Source organism: Betaproteobacteria bacterium, assembly GCA_016709965.1.
GTDB lineage: Bacteria > Pseudomonadota > Gammaproteobacteria > Burkholderiales > Rhodocyclaceae > Azonexus > Azonexus amarohabitans.
This window is the reverse complement of the sequence record JADJLT010000004.1, coordinates 1-19,605: the sequence shown is the minus strand read 5'-3', so window position 1 is coordinate 19,605 and position 19,605 is coordinate 1. Positions and strand designations below refer to the sequence as shown.

The following is a 19,605-nucleotide window of genomic DNA, read 5'->3' as shown; positions in this document are numbered from 1 at the left end:
GCGGACTTTATTTCAGCGGCTGGCATCCCACTCGCGCAAGTACCCATGGAAACCTGTTGGAGCCGTCACAGCCGTTACCGGATGATCTGCTACGGTCAACGGCAAAAATGCGCGGAAAATGGATACTTTTGTGAATGTTCGCGGTACCTGCGAGTCCGCATGCATCGCACGTCTCGATGAAATACGGCGAATTCACGTTGCCTTATACAAGAACATGGATCGCCTTCGCCGAGTTGTCATCACCGACCAGCCAGACGATACGGCCTTGTTGGCTCTGGTCCAGACTCAGCCCGATCTTTTGCTAGCTGCGGCGCCTTCCCAGGCCCCCACTGAAACCGACGATCCTGTGCTCCTTGCCGATCCGCAGGGGCAACTGATCATGACCTTCCCCAACGGCACCAGCGCCCAAGGCATACGTGCCGACATTGAACGCTTGCTCAAATTTACCTGGAACGGCTAGGAGCACTGTCATGCAGACGATTGTCGCCCACCCGCTAAGCATCGGCCAACGATTAGCCGCCTTTAGCCATCTCTGTAAACCCAGGGTCAACAGCCTGATCGTCTTTACCGCGATGATTGGCATGTGTCTGTCCACACCCGATTTCCCGCCTGTCCTGCGCTTTCTCGTGGCCTCCCTTGGCATTGCCATGGTTTCATTCGCCGCTGCTGCGCTCAACTGTCTTGTTGAGCGAACAATCGATGCCAAAATGGCGCGAACCAGCTGGCGAGCCACAGCCCGTGGTGAAATTTCACCCGTTGAAACAATTACGCTTGCCACCATTCTGGGCGCCGGTGGCCTGTGGTTGCTGGATACATACATCAACGACCTGACCATGTGGCTGACGCTCGGCACCTTTGTCGGCTATACCGTCATCTATACCCTGATACTCAAGCCCGCCACTCCGATGAACATCGTCATTGGAGGTGCCTCCGGCGCAATGCCGCCTTTGCTTGGCTGGACAGCCATGACGGGCCAGATATCCGCCGAACCATTGGTGCTATTCCTCATCATCTTCCTGTGGACGCCCCCCCACTTCTGGTCCCTGGCCTGCTACCGGCGCGACGACTATGCGCGCTCAGGCTTGCCGATGCTGCCCGTCACCCACGGCATTGCTTTCACCTGTCAGCACATTCTCTGGTACTCGCTGATGCTTGCCGCCGCCAGTCTGATTCCGGTATCGCTGGGTATGAGCAGCACTTTCTACCTGATCGCCATCAGCATTCTCGACCTCGTTTTCCTCGGCTACGCCATCGCGCTCTGCCGAAACTACAGCGACGCCTTGGCCCGCCGCAGCTTCCGCTATTCGATCCTCTACCTGACCCTGCTCTTTGCAGCGCTATTTGCCGACCGACTGATCGTCCTCTGAACCGCATCCATGCGCTTTTACCGCCGACTGCTACTGGTCGCCACGCTACTCGCCTTTGCCGTCATTGCCTTGGGCGCCTATGTCCGCCTGTCCGATGCGGGCCTTGGCTGCCCGGACTGGCCGGGATGCTATGGCCACTGGCTGGGCGTTCCGGATGCGGCACATGAGCAACAGGCCGCCCGAATAGCCTTCCCTGAGCGGCCGATCAATACCGGCAAAGCATGGAAGGAAATGCTCCACCGTTACCTGGCCGGCACGCTCGGCTTGTTGATCCTGTCCTTGTGGCTGCTGGCCTGGCGCAAGGAATTTCGCCAGCGTCAATCTCCCGCCCTGCCAACCCTGCTGCTCTGCGTGGTCGGCGTGCAGGCCGCCCTCGGGATGTGGACAGTGACCTTGTTACTCAAACCGCTGATCGTTACCCTGCACCTGATCGGCGGCATGACCACGCTTTCACTTCTTATCGGTCTGGCACTCAGAGACCAGGCAGTCCACGCTGTTACTCTGGGGCGAGTCACGCGCATTGTCGCGGCCAGTGCCTTGCTGGCCATCATCGTCCAGATTGCGCTCGGGGGTTGGGTCAGCAGTAACTATGCAGCCTTGGCCTGCACAGACTTTCCGTCGTGCCAAGGCCAGTGGCAGCCGCCGATGAGTTTTGCTCAGGCTTACAGCCTGCATCGGGAGCTGGGGATGACGGCAGACGGCCAGTTGCTGCCCATCGAAGCACTGACAGCCATTCACTGGACGCATCGTATCGGCGCAGCAGCAGTGACATTGATTGCCGGCGCGCTGGCGCTGACCTTGCTCAGGACCGGCCAACGCCGATGGCAGATCTGGGGCGGAACAGTGTTGGCCCTACTTCTGATACAAATCAGTCTGGGGATTGCCAACGTGCTGCTCTCTCTGCCGCTAAGCCTCGCCGTCGCCCATACAATTGGCGCCGCCTGCCTGTTGACTGTCGTGCTGGCGATCAACGTTCAGATTTTCTGTACCAGCCTTCTCAAACCCGGCGCCACGATCATCGGTTGTGAGGCACCAAGCCATCACGAATATTGCCGCTAATCTCCTTGGGACTGGAGACTGAATTTTTACAAAAAGGTACGCTTTCCACGTGTCACTAGGAAACCGAATCGTTCCCGCTAACTTTCCGGGAAAACTTCGCAGGAATGCTGCGGTCAACTGGTCATTTTAAGCAAAAACGAAAGATTCTGATGAGCGAGAATACACAACGCCCAGTAGCCGCCGCAGCGTTTCCCAAAATTCGTAGCGTCGGCTTGGACGCGCCGGCACGCTGGTTAAGCGCTGGATGGGGCGATCTGCGCAAGGCAAGGGGCGCCAGCCTCTTTTACGGCGCCTGTTTCGCTGTCGGCGGCTGGGTCATGCAAGTCGTATTTGCGCACGCCTACGCACTTTTTGCCGGACTCATCACCGGCTTCCTTTTACTGGCCCCGTTCCTTGCGATGGGGCTTTACGACTTGAGTCGTCGCATAGAGCTGGGTGAACGACCCCGCCTGCTAGTTACCTTTACCGCATGGCGTGCCAATCTGGCCAATGTCAGCCTGCTGGCTGCTGTGCTGGCCGTCGTATTCCTCGTCTGGGCCAGGGCTTCGATGGTGATCTTCGCCCTCTTCTTCGATGCTGCCGGTTTGCCGACTTTCGCCGACGTCGTGCGCGCTATTGTCACTCTGGAACAGGCCGAATTCGCATTGGTCTATTTTATGGTAGGCGGTTTTTTTGCCCTTTTCGTCTTTGCTATTAGCGTCGTTGCTGTACCGCTCATGCTGGACCGGGGCACAGATGCGATCAGTTCAGCTATCACCAGCATTGGCGCCTGCGCGCGCAATCCGCTGCCAATGTTGTTATGGGCGCTTTGTATCGTGGTGCTGGTTGCCATAGGACTGGCAACCAGGTTCATCGGCCTGATTATTATCATGCCCATACTGGGCCACGCCACTTGGCACGCTTACCGGGAACTCGCGGCCCCGACTGCGCCAGACATGAATAGTAATGAAACATGAAGGAACAGACTTTCCGGTGACGGGATTTTTATTCGGATTGGCGCGAAAACCGGGAGTTTGAGCACGTTTAATAGAAAATGCCCTGAAATTTCAGGGCATTTTCGCTCATGGCCAATTTATGTTTTAGATCGTTTCCAAGCCTCGATCATTCCCACTCGATTATTTCCGATGGCCGGAAACCCGCATAAAACCTAGCTTTGTGTTTGCCCATAAGAGCGTCTACCGTCATATCTACCGTCAGAGAACGAACGCTCTTGTGAGGTGGTTGCTCTAGCCATCAGAGGCCAGTCATCAATGCGATCAGGGCCGAGGGGCTGCAGGGTTGGTTGGAGCCCCGGAACGCGTCGAACACCTTGATAATTTTGATTATATAGGAGAGTTGCCGCTCATGGCGACGAGCGAGAGACCGTGCAGGATGTCAGAAACTTATGTATTATTCTGACACAGAGGTGCCCATGAACACGCTACCTGAAGCCATCCTGATCCACGCTCGATCCCTGCCCGAGGGAGGTCTGGTGTCGCCCAAAGAGTTTCTGCACATGGGCACACGGGCCGCGATCGATCAGGCGCTCTCAAGGCTCACCAAAGAGGGCAAGCTGCTGCGGGTCGCGCGTGGCGCGTATGCCGCGCCAGTCTCCAGCCGCTTCGGCACGCGCGCACCAGCGCCGGAGAAAGTGGTCGAAGCGCTGGCCGCCCAGAGCGGTGAAGTGATCGTCTTCGCACGGCGCCATCGCAGCGAATACCCTGGGCCTGACCCAGCAAGTGCCCGTCCGCGAGGTCTACCTGACCTCTGGGCGAACCCGAACACTCAAGCTCGGCCGCTCCGAGATCGTGGTGAAGCACGTGCCCCGCTGGATGCTGGCTTTGGGCACAGGACCCGCCGGCGCCGCAGTACGCGCCCTGGCTTGGCTGGGACCGACGCATGCCAGCAAGTCACTGGCAACCCTGCACCAATCTCTTCCGCCGGCAGAATGGCAGATCCTGGAATCCTCGCGGGCGGCGCTGCCGTCGTGGATGGCGCGAGCGATTGGCGAGGAAGCAGCGCATGGCTGATGCCTTCCTGCGGCTCAGCCAAGACGACCAGCGCGAGGTGCTGGAGATCGTCCGCGAGAAGACGCAGCGGCCGACGCTTCTCCTCGAAAAGGACGTGTGGGTCGTCTGGGCGCTGGGCGCCCTCTTCGACTCGGCGCTCGCCGACGACCTGACCTTCAAGGGCGGAACCTCCCTGTCCAAGGCATACAAGGTCATCGACCGCTTCTCCGAGGACATCGACCTCACGTACGACATCCGCAAGCTCATTCCGGACCTGATCGGCGGCGATGGCTTTCTGCCATCGAGCCGGAGCCAGGCGAGCAAATGGACGCGCACCGTGCGGGAGCGCTTGCCCGAGTGGATCGCCACGAAGGTGCGCCCCATCATCGAAGCCGCGCTCGCGCGAGACCAATTGCACGCACGGCTGGAAATGGGTGGCGAGGACAACGACAAACTGCTGCTGCACTACCCCACGCTCAAGCCCGGCAGCGGCTATGTTCGAACGGTCGTGACGCTGGAATTCGGTGCCCGCGCTACCGGTGAGCCGCATCAGGCGTTGCCCGTTGCCTGCGACATGGAGGGACATGTCGAGGATGTTTCGTTCCCGACTGCTAGACCCCTAGTCATGAGCGTGGCGCGCACCTTCTGGGAAAAGGCAACTGCTGCGCACGTCTACTGTGCGCAGGGACGGATACGCGGCGAACGGTACGCGCGTCATTGGCATGACCTGGCGGCCATTGCGCACAGCCGACACGGCGATGAGGTCATCACCGACTGCGCTGTAGCGGCGGCGGTCGCCGAACACAAGGCATTCTTCTTTCTTGAGAAGAATGTCGATGGCTTCGTCATCAACTACAAATCGGCGGTGACCGGCAATCTGCGCATTGTTCCTGAAGGCGCGGCGCGCGATGCATTACAAGAAGACTATGCGGCCATGATTGGCGACGGCATGATGCTCGGCGAAGCGCTCGCTTTCGATCAACTCATGCAGGTCTGCAGCGACATTCAAGAACGGGTGAATCAGGCAGCCAAGCCATGACACCACACAACCAACGGGGAGCCCATATGCGTGTCGCGCCTGCCCATCGAAAACTCCCGTGGTGTCCGAAACTTGTCGATGCAGTTCGGACATGGCGCCCAAGTGCAGCGACTTTGGCGACACGTTGTATCCAGCCCCCTACCCGTGGTTGCGTTATCGATTTTTACCGTCATTTTTACCGTCAAGGTGTTAGACACCAGCATTGGCGCGGGTTTGCGGGCGATTCGGCCGAAAGCGATCTTTCGAGATCTATCGAGGTCTATCGACTCCAATGACGGCTTATCAACACCATCGACGCACGTCCAAACCGCGGCCCCGCCATCAAGCGCCATAGGTTATTGTCTCACTTCACTTTTTCACTCATTTTTTACCGTCACGATGCGAACGGACTTGGCCAACGGTGAGTTCGATCGCGTAGATCCCAAACAGCCTCCGTCTCGATCACCTCAATGAATCGCTCTGCACTGAACCCGTCAGGATACAAAGTCCAGGCAGAGTTGCTCGTATCGGCTTCAAGGGACTGGTCCGCCCTGTAGTTCCCGGCGAGCAAACCTTCGGGGTCGTTCAAGAGGTGACGATCATCGCGAAGCACGATCAACAACTCTTCGACTGAGACCTTCAGGAAGCCAGAGAAGCGCTGGTGGTCGCATTCGATGGATGTGTCGGCGATCCAACCGTGATGGCGAGTTGGGACACTATCCTCGTTCAAGTCGAGCAAGGCGCGTAGCTCGGGATTCGAGGCGATTGCCCGCGACACCGCTTCGACCTTGCGGCGAAGCTGATGGCCTGCCTTGCGAAGCGTGCTGGTGGCGTGCAGCCATGCCTCCCGCTGAGAGCGTCGCAAGAACGTCGACTTCACCTCGATGATGAACAGATGTTGGCCGAGGGTGACGATCAGGTCTACCTCGCCAGGGTCGTCCACGTCGCGCGGTGGCTTCCAGTTGAGCAGCGTCTTGAATCCACGCGTCTCGAATAGCTGTGCCAGGCCTGACTCAATCCGTTGCGCCTCGTCCCGAGCTTGCCCTCGTCGTGCGCCGAGTCGCCTCAGATTGTTGATCGCAGCCGAACTGTTGTTCTGCAGGCCAACGATCCATGGCAACTGAACCAGCGTAGCTCCGAACTTGAGAACCGGTCGCTCGAACAGATGGGGCTGAAGACCAGGCTCCTTGCGCTGGAGGCGTTCTGCCATCGCGACCATGTCGTAGGTCCAGAAGTCCAGGATCGCGGATGCCATTCTTGGGTTGCCTCTTGGCTCAGATGCCGTGATGGTCCACCCAGTAATGTTGGTCACCTTCGAGTCCCGATCTGACCAAGTGAGCGGCAGCCGGTTCTGAAGCCCTTCGCGCAGGCCGTCCATGGTCAGACGCTGCAGCGCTGCGACCCAGTCGCCCGATGCATCAAGGCGATCCGCAAAGGCTGCCAGGAAGTCCCGCTGGAAGAAGGCCGACATCAAGTCCAGCGACAGCAGCGCCCGGAAGAGATCGACGGTGTCTCCAGACTCGGAAGTCACTTCGTCGGTAACACCGTACGCCTCACGCAAGCGAAGCTGCGCTTGCAGCGCTCGCAACCAGGCCAAACGATTGGCGTCCGCATTCTCCGGACGACCGATCTCCCACCTGGCCGGATCGGATGCGACGTGCTCGACGAACGCTTCGATCGCACGATGGAACCAGTAGCTATGCAGACGTTCAAGCTTCCGCCCGTCGTCTTGCCACGCAGCCCGCGCGGCCGGATCCGTCTCGACGATCTCGAGCCGATCGCCTCGCCGCTCGAACCGAATGCCTTCGTCGTAGCAGAAGGCTTCGGCCGACCTGGAGATGAACTCGTTCAACTCGATCTGTGCGTCCATCAGCGCGTGAAGGGCGCGCAGACTCCGAACGGCCTCCCTGGCGTTCGTCGTACCGGATTCGAACAGGATCGGGCGAAGATGCCGTGCGACCGACTTCCCAATGCTGTCGTCAGCCAGCTTCAGAGACGAGATGCTGGCGCCGGCGAGCTTCCACGCAAGCAGATCGTTGAGAGCATCCCATGCGAGTTGGAGATCAGCGCCTGCGGGAGGTATAGGTGCCTTTGCTTCGAAGTCCCTTGGAACCAGAACCTCGAAGGCATAGAGGCTCGCATAGATCAGGAGGTCGAAGACCGACAACCCCGCCAGCCGCGCCTTCTGCACTTCCACGGCCGCGATCCGTTCCCGATGCGCCAGCACAAACAGGTCGAGCACGCGGCACAGCTTGGCCACGGCCTCGCTTTCGGACGCGGCGCGGTCCAGTTCAGCTCGTCGCGGGGAGTGTGATTTCAGAACCAGCGCGGAGTACCTGACCGCGCGAGTCAACGCGTCAGGCGCTTCGCGAGCCACGCGAGTGACCAATCCTTCAGCAGCGACAGACTCCTGGCCTAGGTATCGCGCCAGGGCGAGCACCATGGCCTCCGCGTTCCACGAGTCCGGCAGGCATTCCTTCACCACGTTACTGGACCAGAAGAGGCTGTCGCGCTCCTTCTTCGTGAGCTTCCTCTTACCGACCTGCAGCGGCTTTCCGTCTAGGTAGGCGCCCGCGACTCGCTCGACGGCGACCGGCAGCGGGACACCACCACCGATTAAGCGGCTAAACAGGTCGTCGTGGTAGTTTGTAGCGCAATTGAGCATATGTGGATGCGAGCCAATCTGGCTTCTAAACCGAAAGTCGATTCATTTAGCGGTGGGCCAGACCAAGGCAGACTCCTTCACGACCCTGGATCCGAACTGGAGATCCACGGTATCCAGCAAGTCGTTGAGCGCAGACATTGCCGAGCTTCGCCAACCCGTGAGGGCTTCGGTGTCAAACGTGCCATCCGTGGGCTCCGATTTGAGGTTGCAGCGGTTCAAAGTGCGAAGCACCTCCCAGTCGCGAAGCAGCCTGAAGCTGCCGATGGCGCCTGTGATCCCGACAATGGCTCGCCGCGACTGTGTTGCCACATCGGTCACTCTGCTCGAGACGTCAACCACCATCATCGGATCGTCGAGGCCATCGACGGCACAAACTGTTCCAGCCAAACGCTCGGCCTGATGCAGCGCCTTCTCAAGCAGCGGATGTCCTATGCCCATCAAGTCCGCCTGAACCGGTGCCTTCCGATCGAAGACCAAGTTGTCATAGGACTTGCGAATGGCGTGGCTGGTGAGCCAATCTTCTGGCGTCCTGAAGGACAGCGAGGTGCCCTCCACCTTCGGCCGGCGGCGGTTCAGGGCTAAAACATTCTGGAAGAATGGCATGAGGTCCGGCAGATCGACTGGCGGGACGTCCTTCAGATCCGATAGATCGAAGCTCTCCGCATGACCGATGAGGTCGCGAACCGTCTGTATCGCCGACTCACCGCCCAGCGTTCCAGTCGTGTTGTCGAACCAAGCGTCGAGCTTCTCACGCTTCACGCTGATCGCGCCGGAGAAGAGGTCGTCGAACAGGCTCTCACCACTCATGCCCAAGACGAGCTGCATCAGGTCCTCAGGCTCGTCCATCGCGGATCCGAGCGCACGCATGATGCTATTGAGCTTTTGCTCAAGCTTCTGCCAGATCATCGCTTCGACCGTGTCCGGGTTCCTGAGCGACACCACTTCGACTGGACGTTGCTGCCCGTAGCGGTTGAGGCGACCGACGCGTTGGTGCAGTCGCATGGGGTTCCAGGGCAAGTCGACGTGGATCAAAGCACTGCATCGCTCTTGCAAGTCGATGCCTTCGCCACCAGCCTCCGTCGACACCAGGAATCGAATGCGCCCAGCATTGAAGGCATCGCACATGTCCTCACGGCGTCCCGCCAGCTGAGTCAGTCGACCGTCTGACAGCCTGATGCCTTCCAGCCGGTCGTCCCCATTCATGAATCCCACCGCCCCTTGGCCAAACTCCGCCATCAAGGCACTGATGACGAGCGCCTGGGTCCGCTTGTACTCGGTAAACAGCAGCACGGGCTCGTTGGCAAACCGTTGTTTGATGACCTCGATGATTCGGACGATTCGTGTCTCCGACGTCACCTGACCCGCCGCGGCAATGAGGTCGACAAGGTATCGCCCCTCATCCTCCATCAAGCGAAGACGAGCCTGCTTTTCATCACGTAGCCAGCGCTGCAAGGCCTTCTGGGCCTCGTCTCCCTCACCTTCATCAATGGATGCAAGCTCGGACTTGGACTTGGCAGCCTCCGCCCCGAGACGCTTGATCCGCGTCTGAAGCGCGGCGACAACTGCCGCAATGGAACTCGATGCGAGTTTCTGAAGCGCAATCAGGACAAGCATCACTTGCCCGCCCTCAGTTCGACTGAGCGACGTCGCGTATGCCTTGCCCGCCAGGATGAACTCGGACATCAGTTCATAGAAGGTCTCTTCGGGCGGCGAGTACGTGAATGTCTCGGGGTACTGGACCACTGGCTTGAACAGCCGCTGGCCCTTCATGTCAGTTGCCTTCTGTTTGGCGTTCCGGATCAGGAATCTTGGAAGGGCCTGAAGCATGCCGCCTTCGTTCGTCTTGGGACCGAACACCTCGGCATCGAGCAGACTCATCAGCGACCAGAACCCAAAGTTCTTCCCTCGATGTGGCGTGCCCGTAAAGAGCACGCAGGAGGTGACCTTGCCAGCCTTGTTCAGCTTTTCAACCAGCTCGAAGCCGAGGGTCTTTCCGGTTTCCTCATCAGCGTTGAGGTGATGAGCCTCGTCGATGACCACTATGTCCCAGACCGGCGCATCGAGCAGGCGGTCATGGCGTCCATTGCGGTCCGCGCGCAGGGTTGGCAACGAGGCGACAACGATCTGGTGAATGCCCCAGAAGTCGGTTCGATCCGTGTCCAGATCCGTGTGATACGTGGCTGCCCGGATGTCGAACATCCGCTTCAGTCGCATCTGCCATTGACCGACCAGCTTGGCCGGGCAAAAAATCAACACCCGCTGTACCTTTCTGCTTGCAAGCAAGGGCCAAAGCAGCAGGCCGGCTTCGATCGTCTTTCCCATGCCGACGTCGTCAGCGATCAGCAGACGCATCGGCCAAGAACGCAGCGCACGATGGCAAACCCATAGCTGATGTGGGAGTAGCGAAATGCGCGACCTCGTAAACACGCCCCAAGCCGCATTCACAGATGTGATCACCTCGGCCTGGACCCGCGCGGCCACTTCAAGCGAGGGTGCTAGTTGCCCTTTTCTCAGCGCCTCGGATACTGAGGCGACCGGGGTCAATTCTTTGGTGAAGACCTGCTCGATGCCGTGAGCAAATCGGACGACGGTCGTGTCTCGGTCCGTGAGTAGCACGGTGCCTTGTCCGTGCCGTGCGTGAAGCACCAAGGCATTTGCCTGATAGGTCGTGCCATTGGTCGTCACAGTTGCTCCTCCTGTTCTGCGGCTTCGTCGGATTCCACGAACGATCCGTGCTCTGCCCATCGCTCAGCTTCGCGGCGCGCCGCCTCGTTGGTCGCAACGAGTTGAAGCGGAATGTCATAGGCTCCCGAAAAGCACGCCTCCTCCTCGCCTAGCTCTGACACCAGGACACTGTAGATGTCGCTGCTGGACCGGAGATCGGTGTGCCCAAGTCGAGCCATCAGCTCGAGCACCGCACTTGTTGGAGCAAAGGCAAGTTCGCGCGCAACATCCGAGGACAGGACCTCAAGACGAAGCAACTCCCGAATGACCAGGTGCTGGCCCAGCCTAAGCATGCCGCTCAAGGTTGGCGCCTCAATGCCGGAGCCACTGAGACTGGGGTCCGACGCTGGCGACAGCAGAAATTTGGCCAGTTTCGAGTCGCGGCGATCCAGCGTCTGAAACAGGTGAACGTAGGTGTCGAGCCATCGAGCAATCCGATACAGCCTCGGAAAGCTGTCCATCCACAGCTCGAAAAGCGTGTCAGTCTGCTGCCCCTCACCGTAGGCCCGTAGGATGTCCATCCAGGCCTCTGCGCCGACGTCGGGATGCACCTCGCAGATCGTCTGCCACCAGCCTTTGCTACCCAGAAAATCGAGGAAACCACGATGCTGCTGGTCCGTGACGCGACCGTATCGGCGGAACAGACCCATGCTAAAAAGCGTCATCCAAGCAGTTCTATCGTGAGGCTCTTCTTCTCTGAGGGCATTTCGATCGACGCTCGCTGGCCAGAATTTGCGGTCGAACTCGGCCAGCCACTTCGTACCGTTCTCAGACCACCAGCCATGAATCGAGGCCAGGTCGAGACTCGACGATAGGTCAGGAAAGTCTTCTTGGTCGTTCGCCGCCAGCCCGAGCTTGGTCAGCAGTAGTCGCTTTTCTTCTGTCGACAGCCCACTCAAGGCAGATGAATCCTCCGTCAACTCGAACAGCCATCCGCCCAGGTGATGCCGCGCTCGAATCAGTTCGATGATGGGGCCGTAGATATTGCGCGCCAGCCATGTGGCGGCAGCGCCCTGGGGGTCATCGCCGGTGGCCGTCATACACCAGCCCGCAAGCATGGATGAGTCATCGCTCCAGACGGGCAGGTATTGCTCGACGATACGAAACGCCGGGGAATCAGCGGCGTAGTCGAGGTGTAGAACCGCCTTGTCCGGCGCGAATCTGCTCAGGAGTTGGTCTTCTGGCCCATGTCCTCGAATCAAAGCCTTTGCGGGAACCCAGGTGCCGGCACGGGAGCGCAGTGATAGCGAGGCCATTTCGGCGCGCCACCTGTAGGGCTCGCCCAGATTGCTTGGCCAGACACGGAGGATCTCGGCTAGGTTGGCCACTTCAGTCGGTGGCAAGTGACCGCAATCGAAAGTCCCCACGACCTGAGCCAAGCCGAGCGACGGAATGCTCTCGTCCTCTGCCAAACCGGAGCGCTGCAGCCATCCGCGAACTTGGTCGGCACACCATCCTTCAACGGGGTACTTGTCGACGAACAGTTCCCACCGGAGCAGAGCGGGGACGACGTTCGCCAAGTAGCCCAGATTGACCGACAAGCAGAGACTCTCGACCTCGGCCAAGGCTGCACCGTCCCCTTTCAGTCCGTTTGGAATCCGACCAGTCCGCTCAACGACAGTGCGGACAACGCTGCAGGCGAATGTGTCGAGAAGGCGCACGTCCATCGCAGAATCCTGCTCAGGAGGCTCGCCGAGGAGCTTCTCCCATAGACCGTACCAAAAACCGGCCGGCGAAACCGACTTCGAACAGCCCAACGCGGCCGCCAGTACAGGCCAGTTCGACTTCGACTCGGTTTGCAAGTCAATCAGGACCGGTGAGACTTCGTTCGCGAGTGTCAGCGTCAGGGTCATGTTGATCTGGGTGGCTGACTTTCCAAGAGCCAGCGTTGCGCGACCCGTGTCGATCTGAAAGGGCGCGTTCAACAGAACGCCGCGGGCGGGCGTTCCGCGGGTCGGCGCTGTCACCCAGGAGCCTGGTACAGCAGGTTGCGCTTTGCGGTCGAATTCCTCGATACCGCCTGCTCCAATCCGGAGAACGACACTCCCAGAAGCGGCTCTGAACACCAGGATTCCCGAGTGGATCCGCCCGCCCTCGACGGGAAGCGCCACTGATCCGGTCTCGATCTGCCTGCCACTGCCCAGCCGAAGGATCCGGGGTTGCCAGGTGTGAGGCTCCTCACCGACTACTACGCAACGAAGCTTCCGTGCGAAGACTGGCAGAAGTCCAGCCAGGGCCGCGAACCGCTCCGTCACCTCAGCGGCAGCACCCCGCGAATCGAGTGGCAATTCGATGAGCGTTCCACGCAGTGCGCGCTGGCTGGGTGTCTGCACCGCTTGCTGGAACTGTTTCGTTGCCGAACTCGCCTTCCACTTGCGGGGAAGGCATCCCGCCACCACGTCAAAGCATAGGTCACCGCTCCAGATGCGAGGCGTGCTCGATGCGAGCAACACGCTCTTGAATCCAAGTCCGAACTTGCCGGTGACTCCCTCGTCTTCGTCCTTCGCCGACGCACCCAACATCAGCATGCGTTCGAGGTCGTTCGCGAACTCCGCCTTGTAGCTGGCCAAACGACCAGCGTAGTTGATTGGGCGACCCCAGTGGGCGAAGCGGATCGTTTGGTCGGACGACTGCATGACGAAGCGGCCGATGGCCTCCGCGTCGAACTCCAGGCGTCCGTCGGCCTTCTGCAGACACTGCATCTCGATGACGGCATCATCGGCGTTTTGAAAAACCTCGAACGGGATGCTGGCCACCTCGTACTGGTTGTGCGTGACCCGAGCCTTGATGCCAGCCAGTACAGCGCCCTGTACTTCTTCGTCAGATTCGACCAGCGCGGCAAGGTCCGCGAGCGCTTTTTCAAGATTTGCTGCTGCGCCAGCACTGCTACGGCCCGCCCGCTTGGCGCTGGCGGCACCGCGTCTCGCTGCGTCCAGGCTCGCCAGCGCCTGCGCCAACTTCTTGTTCTTTCCGATACCGGGCAATGAACGCAAGGACTGCGGAAGCCCTTCCAGGATCAGGCTTCGAGCCACGTCCAGCGTGACCTGATCCGCCTCGTCGGCAAGGGCAAACAGCTCGGACAGGTTGGCGTGCTGCTGGTTATAGAGATCCTTGAGAAGCGATTCCCCCGTCCGCATCAGGATGTCGCGCTGCTGCTGGGGCTCCTTGTCCAGGAGCACGGTCGCTGGGCGCATATGCACCCGACAGGTGACCCCCTGCCAGCGGTCCGTCATGACGAACAAGGTCTGGAGCTCATCGACCGGTGCAATCCGAACCTGCACTGCGGCCCCAGTCAACGACTTCGCGCTCACATGGTTGCCGCTCAAAACGGCGAGACGGATCGTCAGCGTCCTGAGCGCTTGGGCCAGGGTCTTGTTGCCCATCCACTTCACCCGCCGGTCAAAGCCGTCCTCGTGGCCTGGATCTCGCCAACCAAGTTTGGCGAGATAGTCCTCGTATGCAATGGGGTCGAGCCAACTCTTCGCGAGAGAGGCAACTCGTTCTCCGAAGAGACCGATAACGGCACCCGCAGCAGGCTTGACGCTGCTGGACACCAAAGGCTCGAAGTACTCCTCAAGCGACTGCAGTAGTTGCTCCTGCGCAGCGCCGCCCTCTTCGGCCGGCACGTCAGCCGGCTCAAGCGTTGGCGTCGAACGATTATCAACAGCGATTCCGCCCAAGGATTCGAACTGCCCGTCGCTCACGACAAGCTCAGGCATCACGCCATGCACGCCAGCCACGAGTTCGGCGGCGTGCACCCATGTTCCGGCCTTGCTCAGCAGCCGGAGTTCCGAAAGCGCCTTGCGGAGTTCCGAGTCCGGAGCGCTGGCACGCCATTCACGCAAGTAAATACCGAAGACCTCGCGCACGGGCGCACTCAGTCCCAGCTCGGGAATCTGGGTCAGCGTCCTCCGGCAGATGTCTGCAGATAGCTGTTTGGCAACCTCGGGCACCAGATGCTTCTCGACCGCATCGATCGAGGTTGCGACCGTCACCCGCTCAAGAATTCCCCATGCCGGCAGAAGGTCGATGGAGACCAAAGTGGACATGTATTGCTGCAAATCGCGATAGCCGGAACGTGCTGCCCGACCAATCGAGAGGCCGGCCTCGGACATCAACTGCCCCAGAACCGGTAACGCTTCTTCCCCACTGCTGACTTGAGCCAGAAGTGCCGGGAAGGCGGGGTGAGCCCGGAGTTCGGGGAACAAGTCGTCCGGACCGGCGTATGCATAGTCACATCGGCGTGCGAGGTCTCTGATTTCAGCGTCGAGATTGCTTATGCGGATGAGACTGTTCAACGCAATTGCGTCACCGGTCTCAAGCGGCAACCATTCCGCTTCAATCCAGGCCTGCGGCAGTCGCTCAGCAAGAGTCCGATGCGCGCCCAACAGGTCCATCAGGTACCGCCAATGCTGAACGGGGCTCGCTGCTTTCAAGACGACCGACGCGGCGGTCGTTGCGCCCCAGGACCGCAGGAATCGGTTCTGCTGCCGCAAATGGTCAGAATCGATGGATGGTTCGATGAACCGAACGCCAACAGTCAGGCCTTCAGGGAGTTCAGGATCTCGACCCAAGAAACATTCACCCTGCACCGCACCGCGGTCACCACTGAAGTCCCTGTGAAGTGGCAGGCGCATCCAAGCGTGTTCCTCCACAACCCTGCCGAGCAGCAGATCGATCTCCTCGGAAGTGAATTCAGTCGCGTCGACCCGGCTGAAGTCGTTGCACACGCGAAGTCGATTGAGCACGGAGGTCTCATCGACAGCCTTGACGTTGAGTGGCTGTGCGCACTTGTCCGGTATGGAACTGCACAGGCTGTCGGTCAGCACACGCCACGGCGCCTCATCGACCATTCGCCATAGCCTGACCCAGGGCGACTTCTGCCCGACCGGATCCTTCCAGAGCACATCGCTCCCAAGATAGTGATCCGCCGATCCGTGCAGCAGGTATCGAACGCCACGGATGACGATTGGATCCTCGAGTTTTGCGGTTGCCACCAGCGTGAGGAGGTCGGCGCGCTGCGAGTTGTCGCCAAGCAGCGGCGGCGTCGCCTGTGCACCCGCTGAGCGCAACAGCGCCTCGGCGTCTTCCGAACTGGGTATCCTGCCGAGGCCATCCCCTCTCACCCCATCCACATACGACGCGACGGTCGAGCGAACCACGAACACTCGGATCTCGGGGAGGGCGCGAGCCAGTTTCTGGACGAATCCCAAAGGCCGATTGGGATCGGAAACCTTGAAGAGCCAGCCGCGACCATGGGACTCGGTCAATTCCGCCAGAGATACGCCCTCGATGTCGCCATCCGCGCCTTTGTAGGCACGAAGCACCTTGAGGCGGCTGCATTGGCGCAGTAGCGATATCTGCCTGGCCTCGTCGCCAGCTGCTCGAATGACGCGTTCTGAAGCATCAAGAAGTTGAGTCTTGGTGACGCCGCCTGAGTGCGATTCGCTCAAGTCGTGCCGCATCATGGCATCCAGCCAGGCACCGAGGTCTGCATCGCTCGTGATCGCGGTCACGCCGTCCGGACCGAGATCGCCAGGTACCGGAAGCGCTCGGGTCGAAGCGTTCAAAAGCGTTCGATAGAGCGCCTCAGGTATTGCCCCTTTGGCCGCATGATCCTGCGGACCGAATGCGAATATCCGGTCGGGCGACAACAGTTGAACAATGCGCTTGAAAATCTTCCTGTGTTGGCGGACATCGACCAAACGTACTGCCTGCAGACACGTTCGCAAGAGGGCGACCAGTGCATCCTGGATGTCGCCTGTACGGACGTACCGCGCAGCCTCCATCTCCAGGAAGTTGGCGAGATATTCGAGGTCCGTCCCGCTCTTCAGGATCTGCGCATCGATGCCCTTCAGGGCACGAAGCAGAAGACCCGTCTCCCAAGTGGCGTGGCCGATCGCAAGACAGGGGGCCGCTGCATCAGCAAACGCATACCCGTTCAAAGCTGCCAGGCCAGGAAGAGCTCGCCACGGTCTCTCGGCATCGTGTAACGGTGGAGCTGGCAAGGACAACACCGGTTGAATGGCCGGCTCGACGAGCTCCCAACGCGACCCTGACTTCGACAGCCGTCGAATCCAGGCAAAGCGCTTGCAGATGAATTGCTGAAACGTCGGGTAAAACGCGACGCGCGACCCCGCATCGCCCGCCGCAGCGCACTCCACGATGGCGCGGGTCAGCGCAGCAGTCTCGTCGTCTTTCAGACCAGCGGATTTGACGTACTCCGAGAGTCCCGGGAGGAACTCAGGCAGCACGGCTTGCTGCGCCAATGACTGGTTCCATTGCCTGAGCACCACATGCTGCGAGGGGCTTTCTGGCAAGACCTCGCAAGGCTTGTCCAAAGCGTCCATGTCGGCGATCCCCCGACGACCCGCGTCGACGAAGAATTGCCCGTGCAGGACGATTCGATATTCCCGCGAAGACCCGGGTATCCAGGCTTCGTAGCTGAATCGCTGCTCCTCGGCCGGAAGGAAGACGGCCCACTGCAGGTCCAGTCGACCGACACGCTTGTCCGCATGAGCAAACATCACGGCAGCTTCGGCGACCGCCTTGTCGGGTCTCGGCTCGCGGGTCCCAGCCTTTGTGATGACCATTGACGTCGGCCAGCTCTTGGTAGCGCGTAGCGCGCCAAAGGGCAGAACGGCACCCGGGACGCGCTGGCGAACCAGGAAGTGCATGTGTTCAGAGCGTGGGCGATCATCCCTGACAGTGCCAGAGATCTGAACGTCGTCGGTCTCATGATCCAGTCGTTGATCCGAGGGGTGCGACTCCAGAGTCACCGTGAACGGTTCACGCATGTCCGCCCCAGCAAACCTCACTTGCTTCAAGTTGCGCAGAAGGGGCAACAGCCCCCCGATGCGCTGATCGGTGCGGGGATCCGAGAAAAAGTCGAGGTCCTCGGCGGGGTTCTCACCGGGATACCGCTCGATGATTGCAGCCATGGGGCGTTCACCTGATCGGGGAACATGCGATTGCTGCCGCAGTGGAACCCACAACAGGAACCAATCTCGGCCGCTGGACGCCTCGGGTTGCGCTCGCGCCACCGCCGCCAGGCAGCCCAAGTCTTGGTCTGTGACAGTCTCCCACTGCTGGTGCATCTCCGAGCAGTCATAGTCTTCCGCACGCCACGGGTTCAGAAAGTCGTGGCTTAGCTCTCCTCCATGGCTTGCCAAGTAGAAGAAGCTCTCGCAAAGGTGGAAGACACTCTTCATGCCGAGACCGAACTTCCCGATCGCCCCGGAATCACCCGCCTTGGCGTTCAGTCCAAACGAGCGAATTGCGCGGCGATCGATTGCCTCGAACCTCCCATCGTTCAACACCCAAAGAGCCGGCCCCTTGAGCAGCATGTGGTCGGCTGCCGCGCCATGGCCAGCGTGGAACCCGAACGCCAGGGACTTTGCGCCGGCGTCGTCTGCGTTCTGCACGAGCTCCTTCAGGATTGGGAAACCGCTCCTGTAGCGATCGCGCAGATTGATGGCAATCTGGTTGACGTAGTCAGTGGTGAATCCGGTCACTTCTTGCGTCTCCCGTAAAGGTTTCGACTACGCATGGAGATCTTCTGTCAAGGCAGTCGCCACAGCCCGATAAGGCTCAAGTTCGATATGCCATCCAAGTTGAGTGCCGACCGACTCATATCGTGTCCTCTGCCAATTCCATCGGCAATCGTTCGCACAATGTCGGTCTGGAGACCAGCGAGACGTTGATGCCAGAGGGCTTTTCAGCCTGGAGTCGGGCGTCTTGGTTCCAGAATTCACCATGGCGAGGAAGGTGTTGTGCGCCACGTGGTGGCGGTAGCTCTCTGCATCCAGGGGAAATAGCATTACGCCCTTGATCGATGCCATCTGCCTACCTCCCCTCGCGCGTCACATTCATAGTGAAGGACCGCGCGCACCACGGTCCAATCACCATTGAATGCTGACATCCGGCAAGCTCACCAGGTGAGCCTGCCGTGGCCCATCGACGAGTGATCGTTGACGTCCCACAAGCCATCCCGGGCGGGGTCGCGAGCAGTTCGGATAGAGCCGCAGTCGGGGCTTGTCGCATGGATGGGCATTCGCTCGACATGGCCGGGTACCCGATGCCGGCGAGCAGCCGGTCGATGAGATCACTGGCCCGGCGCTGCCTGAGCACCCGGACCTCGCGCAGTTCGACATCCAGCCCTTCTCCGTGCTCGAACTTTGCCACCGAAACCGGCCCGTCCTTGCGGTAGCCCTCGGTCGCCGCATCATTGGCGAAGCGCCGTCTGAGGACTTCGGGTCCGTCCCGTATGACTGCCGAATGCTTGCCCACAAGCACCCGGCCAAAGGCCGCGACGACTGAATCGAGCCCCTCCGGTGCATGCTCGATGCAGTAGACCAAGCTCCCGCAGGGCATCAACGAAGCGCGCGATCAACAGCCGTTCGGTCAGGGGGGACTCAAGCATCATCGTGGCGCAAAGCCCTCTTTTACTGTCCAATAAATATGGGCATTGTATCGAATATGCAGATAGGAATATTTACTGCGCAGCAAATAAGCGCGAGGGCCCTAGACTAGCCTGCGCTTCGGGCTAGGTGGTCAGCCTCTCCGGGGGCCTCGGCGTCCGCCGCCGCGCTCGTGGGCTCTGCCCCGCGCTTCTGCCGAATCGCGGCCGTCCGGCTTAGATCCCCGACAGCCCCAGCAGGTGCCGGTCCCTGCGCGCTGCGCTTGCCTCTTGGGGATTCGCTCTTCCGGTGAGGTCGGCGCGAAGACCTGGGCCGGCCTGGTTACCCCGTCTTTAGTGCAACGCCCGCGACGGTCAGGAGCGCG

Annotated in this window: 9 protein-coding genes and 1 pseudogene; 7 read left to right on the top strand and 3 right to left on the bottom strand. The window is 60.2% G+C overall.

Features of this window, described 5'->3' with window-relative positions; genetic code table 11:
• Positions 1–118 precede the first annotated feature (118 nt).
• The 6 genes and pseudogenes from IPJ12_13730 to IPJ12_13705 all read left to right on the top strand — a co-directional run bounded on the left by IPJ12_13730 (position 119) and on the right by IPJ12_13705 (position 5,453).
• Positions 119–460, top strand: a complete 342-nt coding sequence (locus tag IPJ12_13730; protein MBK7648182.1) for a hypothetical protein — start codon at positions 119–121, stop codon at positions 458–460.
• Between the two features lie 10 nt (positions 461–470).
• Complete coding sequence (locus IPJ12_13725) at positions 471–1,367, top strand: protoheme IX farnesyltransferase (protein MBK7648181.1); 897 nt, start codon at positions 471–473, stop codon at positions 1,365–1,367.
• Positions 1,368–1,376: 9 nt separating this feature from the next.
• Positions 1,377–2,426 (top strand): COX15/CtaA family protein, encoded by a 1,050-nt coding sequence (locus IPJ12_13720; protein ID MBK7648180.1) that lies wholly within the window; start codon positions 1,377–1,379, stop codon positions 2,424–2,426.
• Between the two features lie 149 nt (positions 2,427–2,575).
• Positions 2,576–3,382 (top strand): DUF2189 domain-containing protein, encoded by an 807-nt coding sequence (locus tag IPJ12_13715; protein ID MBK7648179.1) that lies wholly within the window; start codon positions 2,576–2,578, stop codon positions 3,380–3,382.
• A gap of 455 nt (positions 3,383–3,837) precedes the next feature.
• Positions 3,838–4,435, top strand: a pseudogene (locus IPJ12_13710) (type IV toxin-antitoxin system AbiEi family antitoxin domain-containing protein).
• Positions 4,428–5,453 (top strand): nucleotidyl transferase AbiEii/AbiGii toxin family protein, encoded by a 1,026-nt coding sequence (locus tag IPJ12_13705; GenBank protein MBK7648178.1) that lies wholly within the window; start codon positions 4,428–4,430, stop codon positions 5,451–5,453. The pseudogene IPJ12_13710 and the gene IPJ12_13705 overlap by 8 nt, the downstream one beginning before the upstream one ends.
• Before the next feature lie 373 nt (positions 5,454–5,826).
• Here IPJ12_13705 and IPJ12_13700 read toward each other — a convergent pair whose 3' ends face one another.
• The 3 genes from IPJ12_13700 to IPJ12_13690 are packed head-to-tail and all read right to left on the bottom strand — an operon-like array spanning position 5,827 to position 18,335.
• A complete protein-coding gene (locus IPJ12_13700) occupies positions 5,827–8,097 on the bottom strand; it encodes a hypothetical protein (protein MBK7648177.1) in 2,271 nt (756 codons plus the stop codon).
• A 42-nt stretch (positions 8,098–8,139) separates the two neighbouring features.
• Positions 8,140–10,842, bottom strand: a complete 2,703-nt coding sequence (locus tag IPJ12_13695; GenBank protein ID MBK7648176.1) for a DEAD/DEAH box helicase — start codon at positions 10,840–10,842, stop codon at positions 8,140–8,142.
• On the bottom strand, positions 10,779–18,335 hold the full coding sequence (locus IPJ12_13690) for a hypothetical protein (GenBank protein MBK7648175.1): 7,557 nt from the start codon (positions 18,333–18,335) through the stop codon (positions 10,779–10,781). The genes IPJ12_13695 and IPJ12_13690 overlap by 64 nt, the downstream gene beginning before the upstream one ends.
• A gap of 520 nt (positions 18,336–18,855) precedes the next feature.
• On the opposite strand from IPJ12_13690, the gene IPJ12_13685 reads away from it, so the two are divergent.
• Positions 18,856–19,140, top strand: coding sequence for a hypothetical protein (locus IPJ12_13685; GenBank protein ID MBK7648174.1), 285 nt, complete (start codon positions 18,856–18,858; stop codon positions 19,138–19,140).
• Positions 19,141–19,605: the final 465 nt, after the last annotated feature.

Excerpts from the sequence above, each read along its gene's own strand:
- IPJ12_13700 (MBK7648177.1), bottom strand. The coding sequence starts at position 8,097 with ATGCTCAATTGCGCTACAAACTACCACGACGACCTGTTTAGCCGCTTA.
- IPJ12_13725 (MBK7648181.1), top strand. The coding sequence starts at position 471 with ATGCAGACGATTGTCGCCCACCCGCTAAGCATCGGCCAACGATTAGCC.
- IPJ12_13730 (MBK7648182.1), top strand. The coding sequence starts at position 119 with ATGGATACTTTTGTGAATGTTCGCGGTACCTGCGAGTCCGCATGCATC.
- IPJ12_13705 (MBK7648178.1), top strand. The coding sequence starts at position 4,428 with ATGGCTGATGCCTTCCTGCGGCTCAGCCAAGACGACCAGCGCGAGGTG.
- IPJ12_13695 (MBK7648176.1), bottom strand. The coding sequence starts at position 10,842 with ATGGGCAGAGCACGGATCGTTCGTGGAATCCGACGAAGCCGCAGAACA.
- IPJ12_13720 (MBK7648180.1), top strand. The coding sequence starts at position 1,377 with ATGCGCTTTTACCGCCGACTGCTACTGGTCGCCACGCTACTCGCCTTT.
- IPJ12_13715 (MBK7648179.1), top strand. The coding sequence starts at position 2,576 with ATGAGCGAGAATACACAACGCCCAGTAGCCGCCGCAGCGTTTCCCAAA.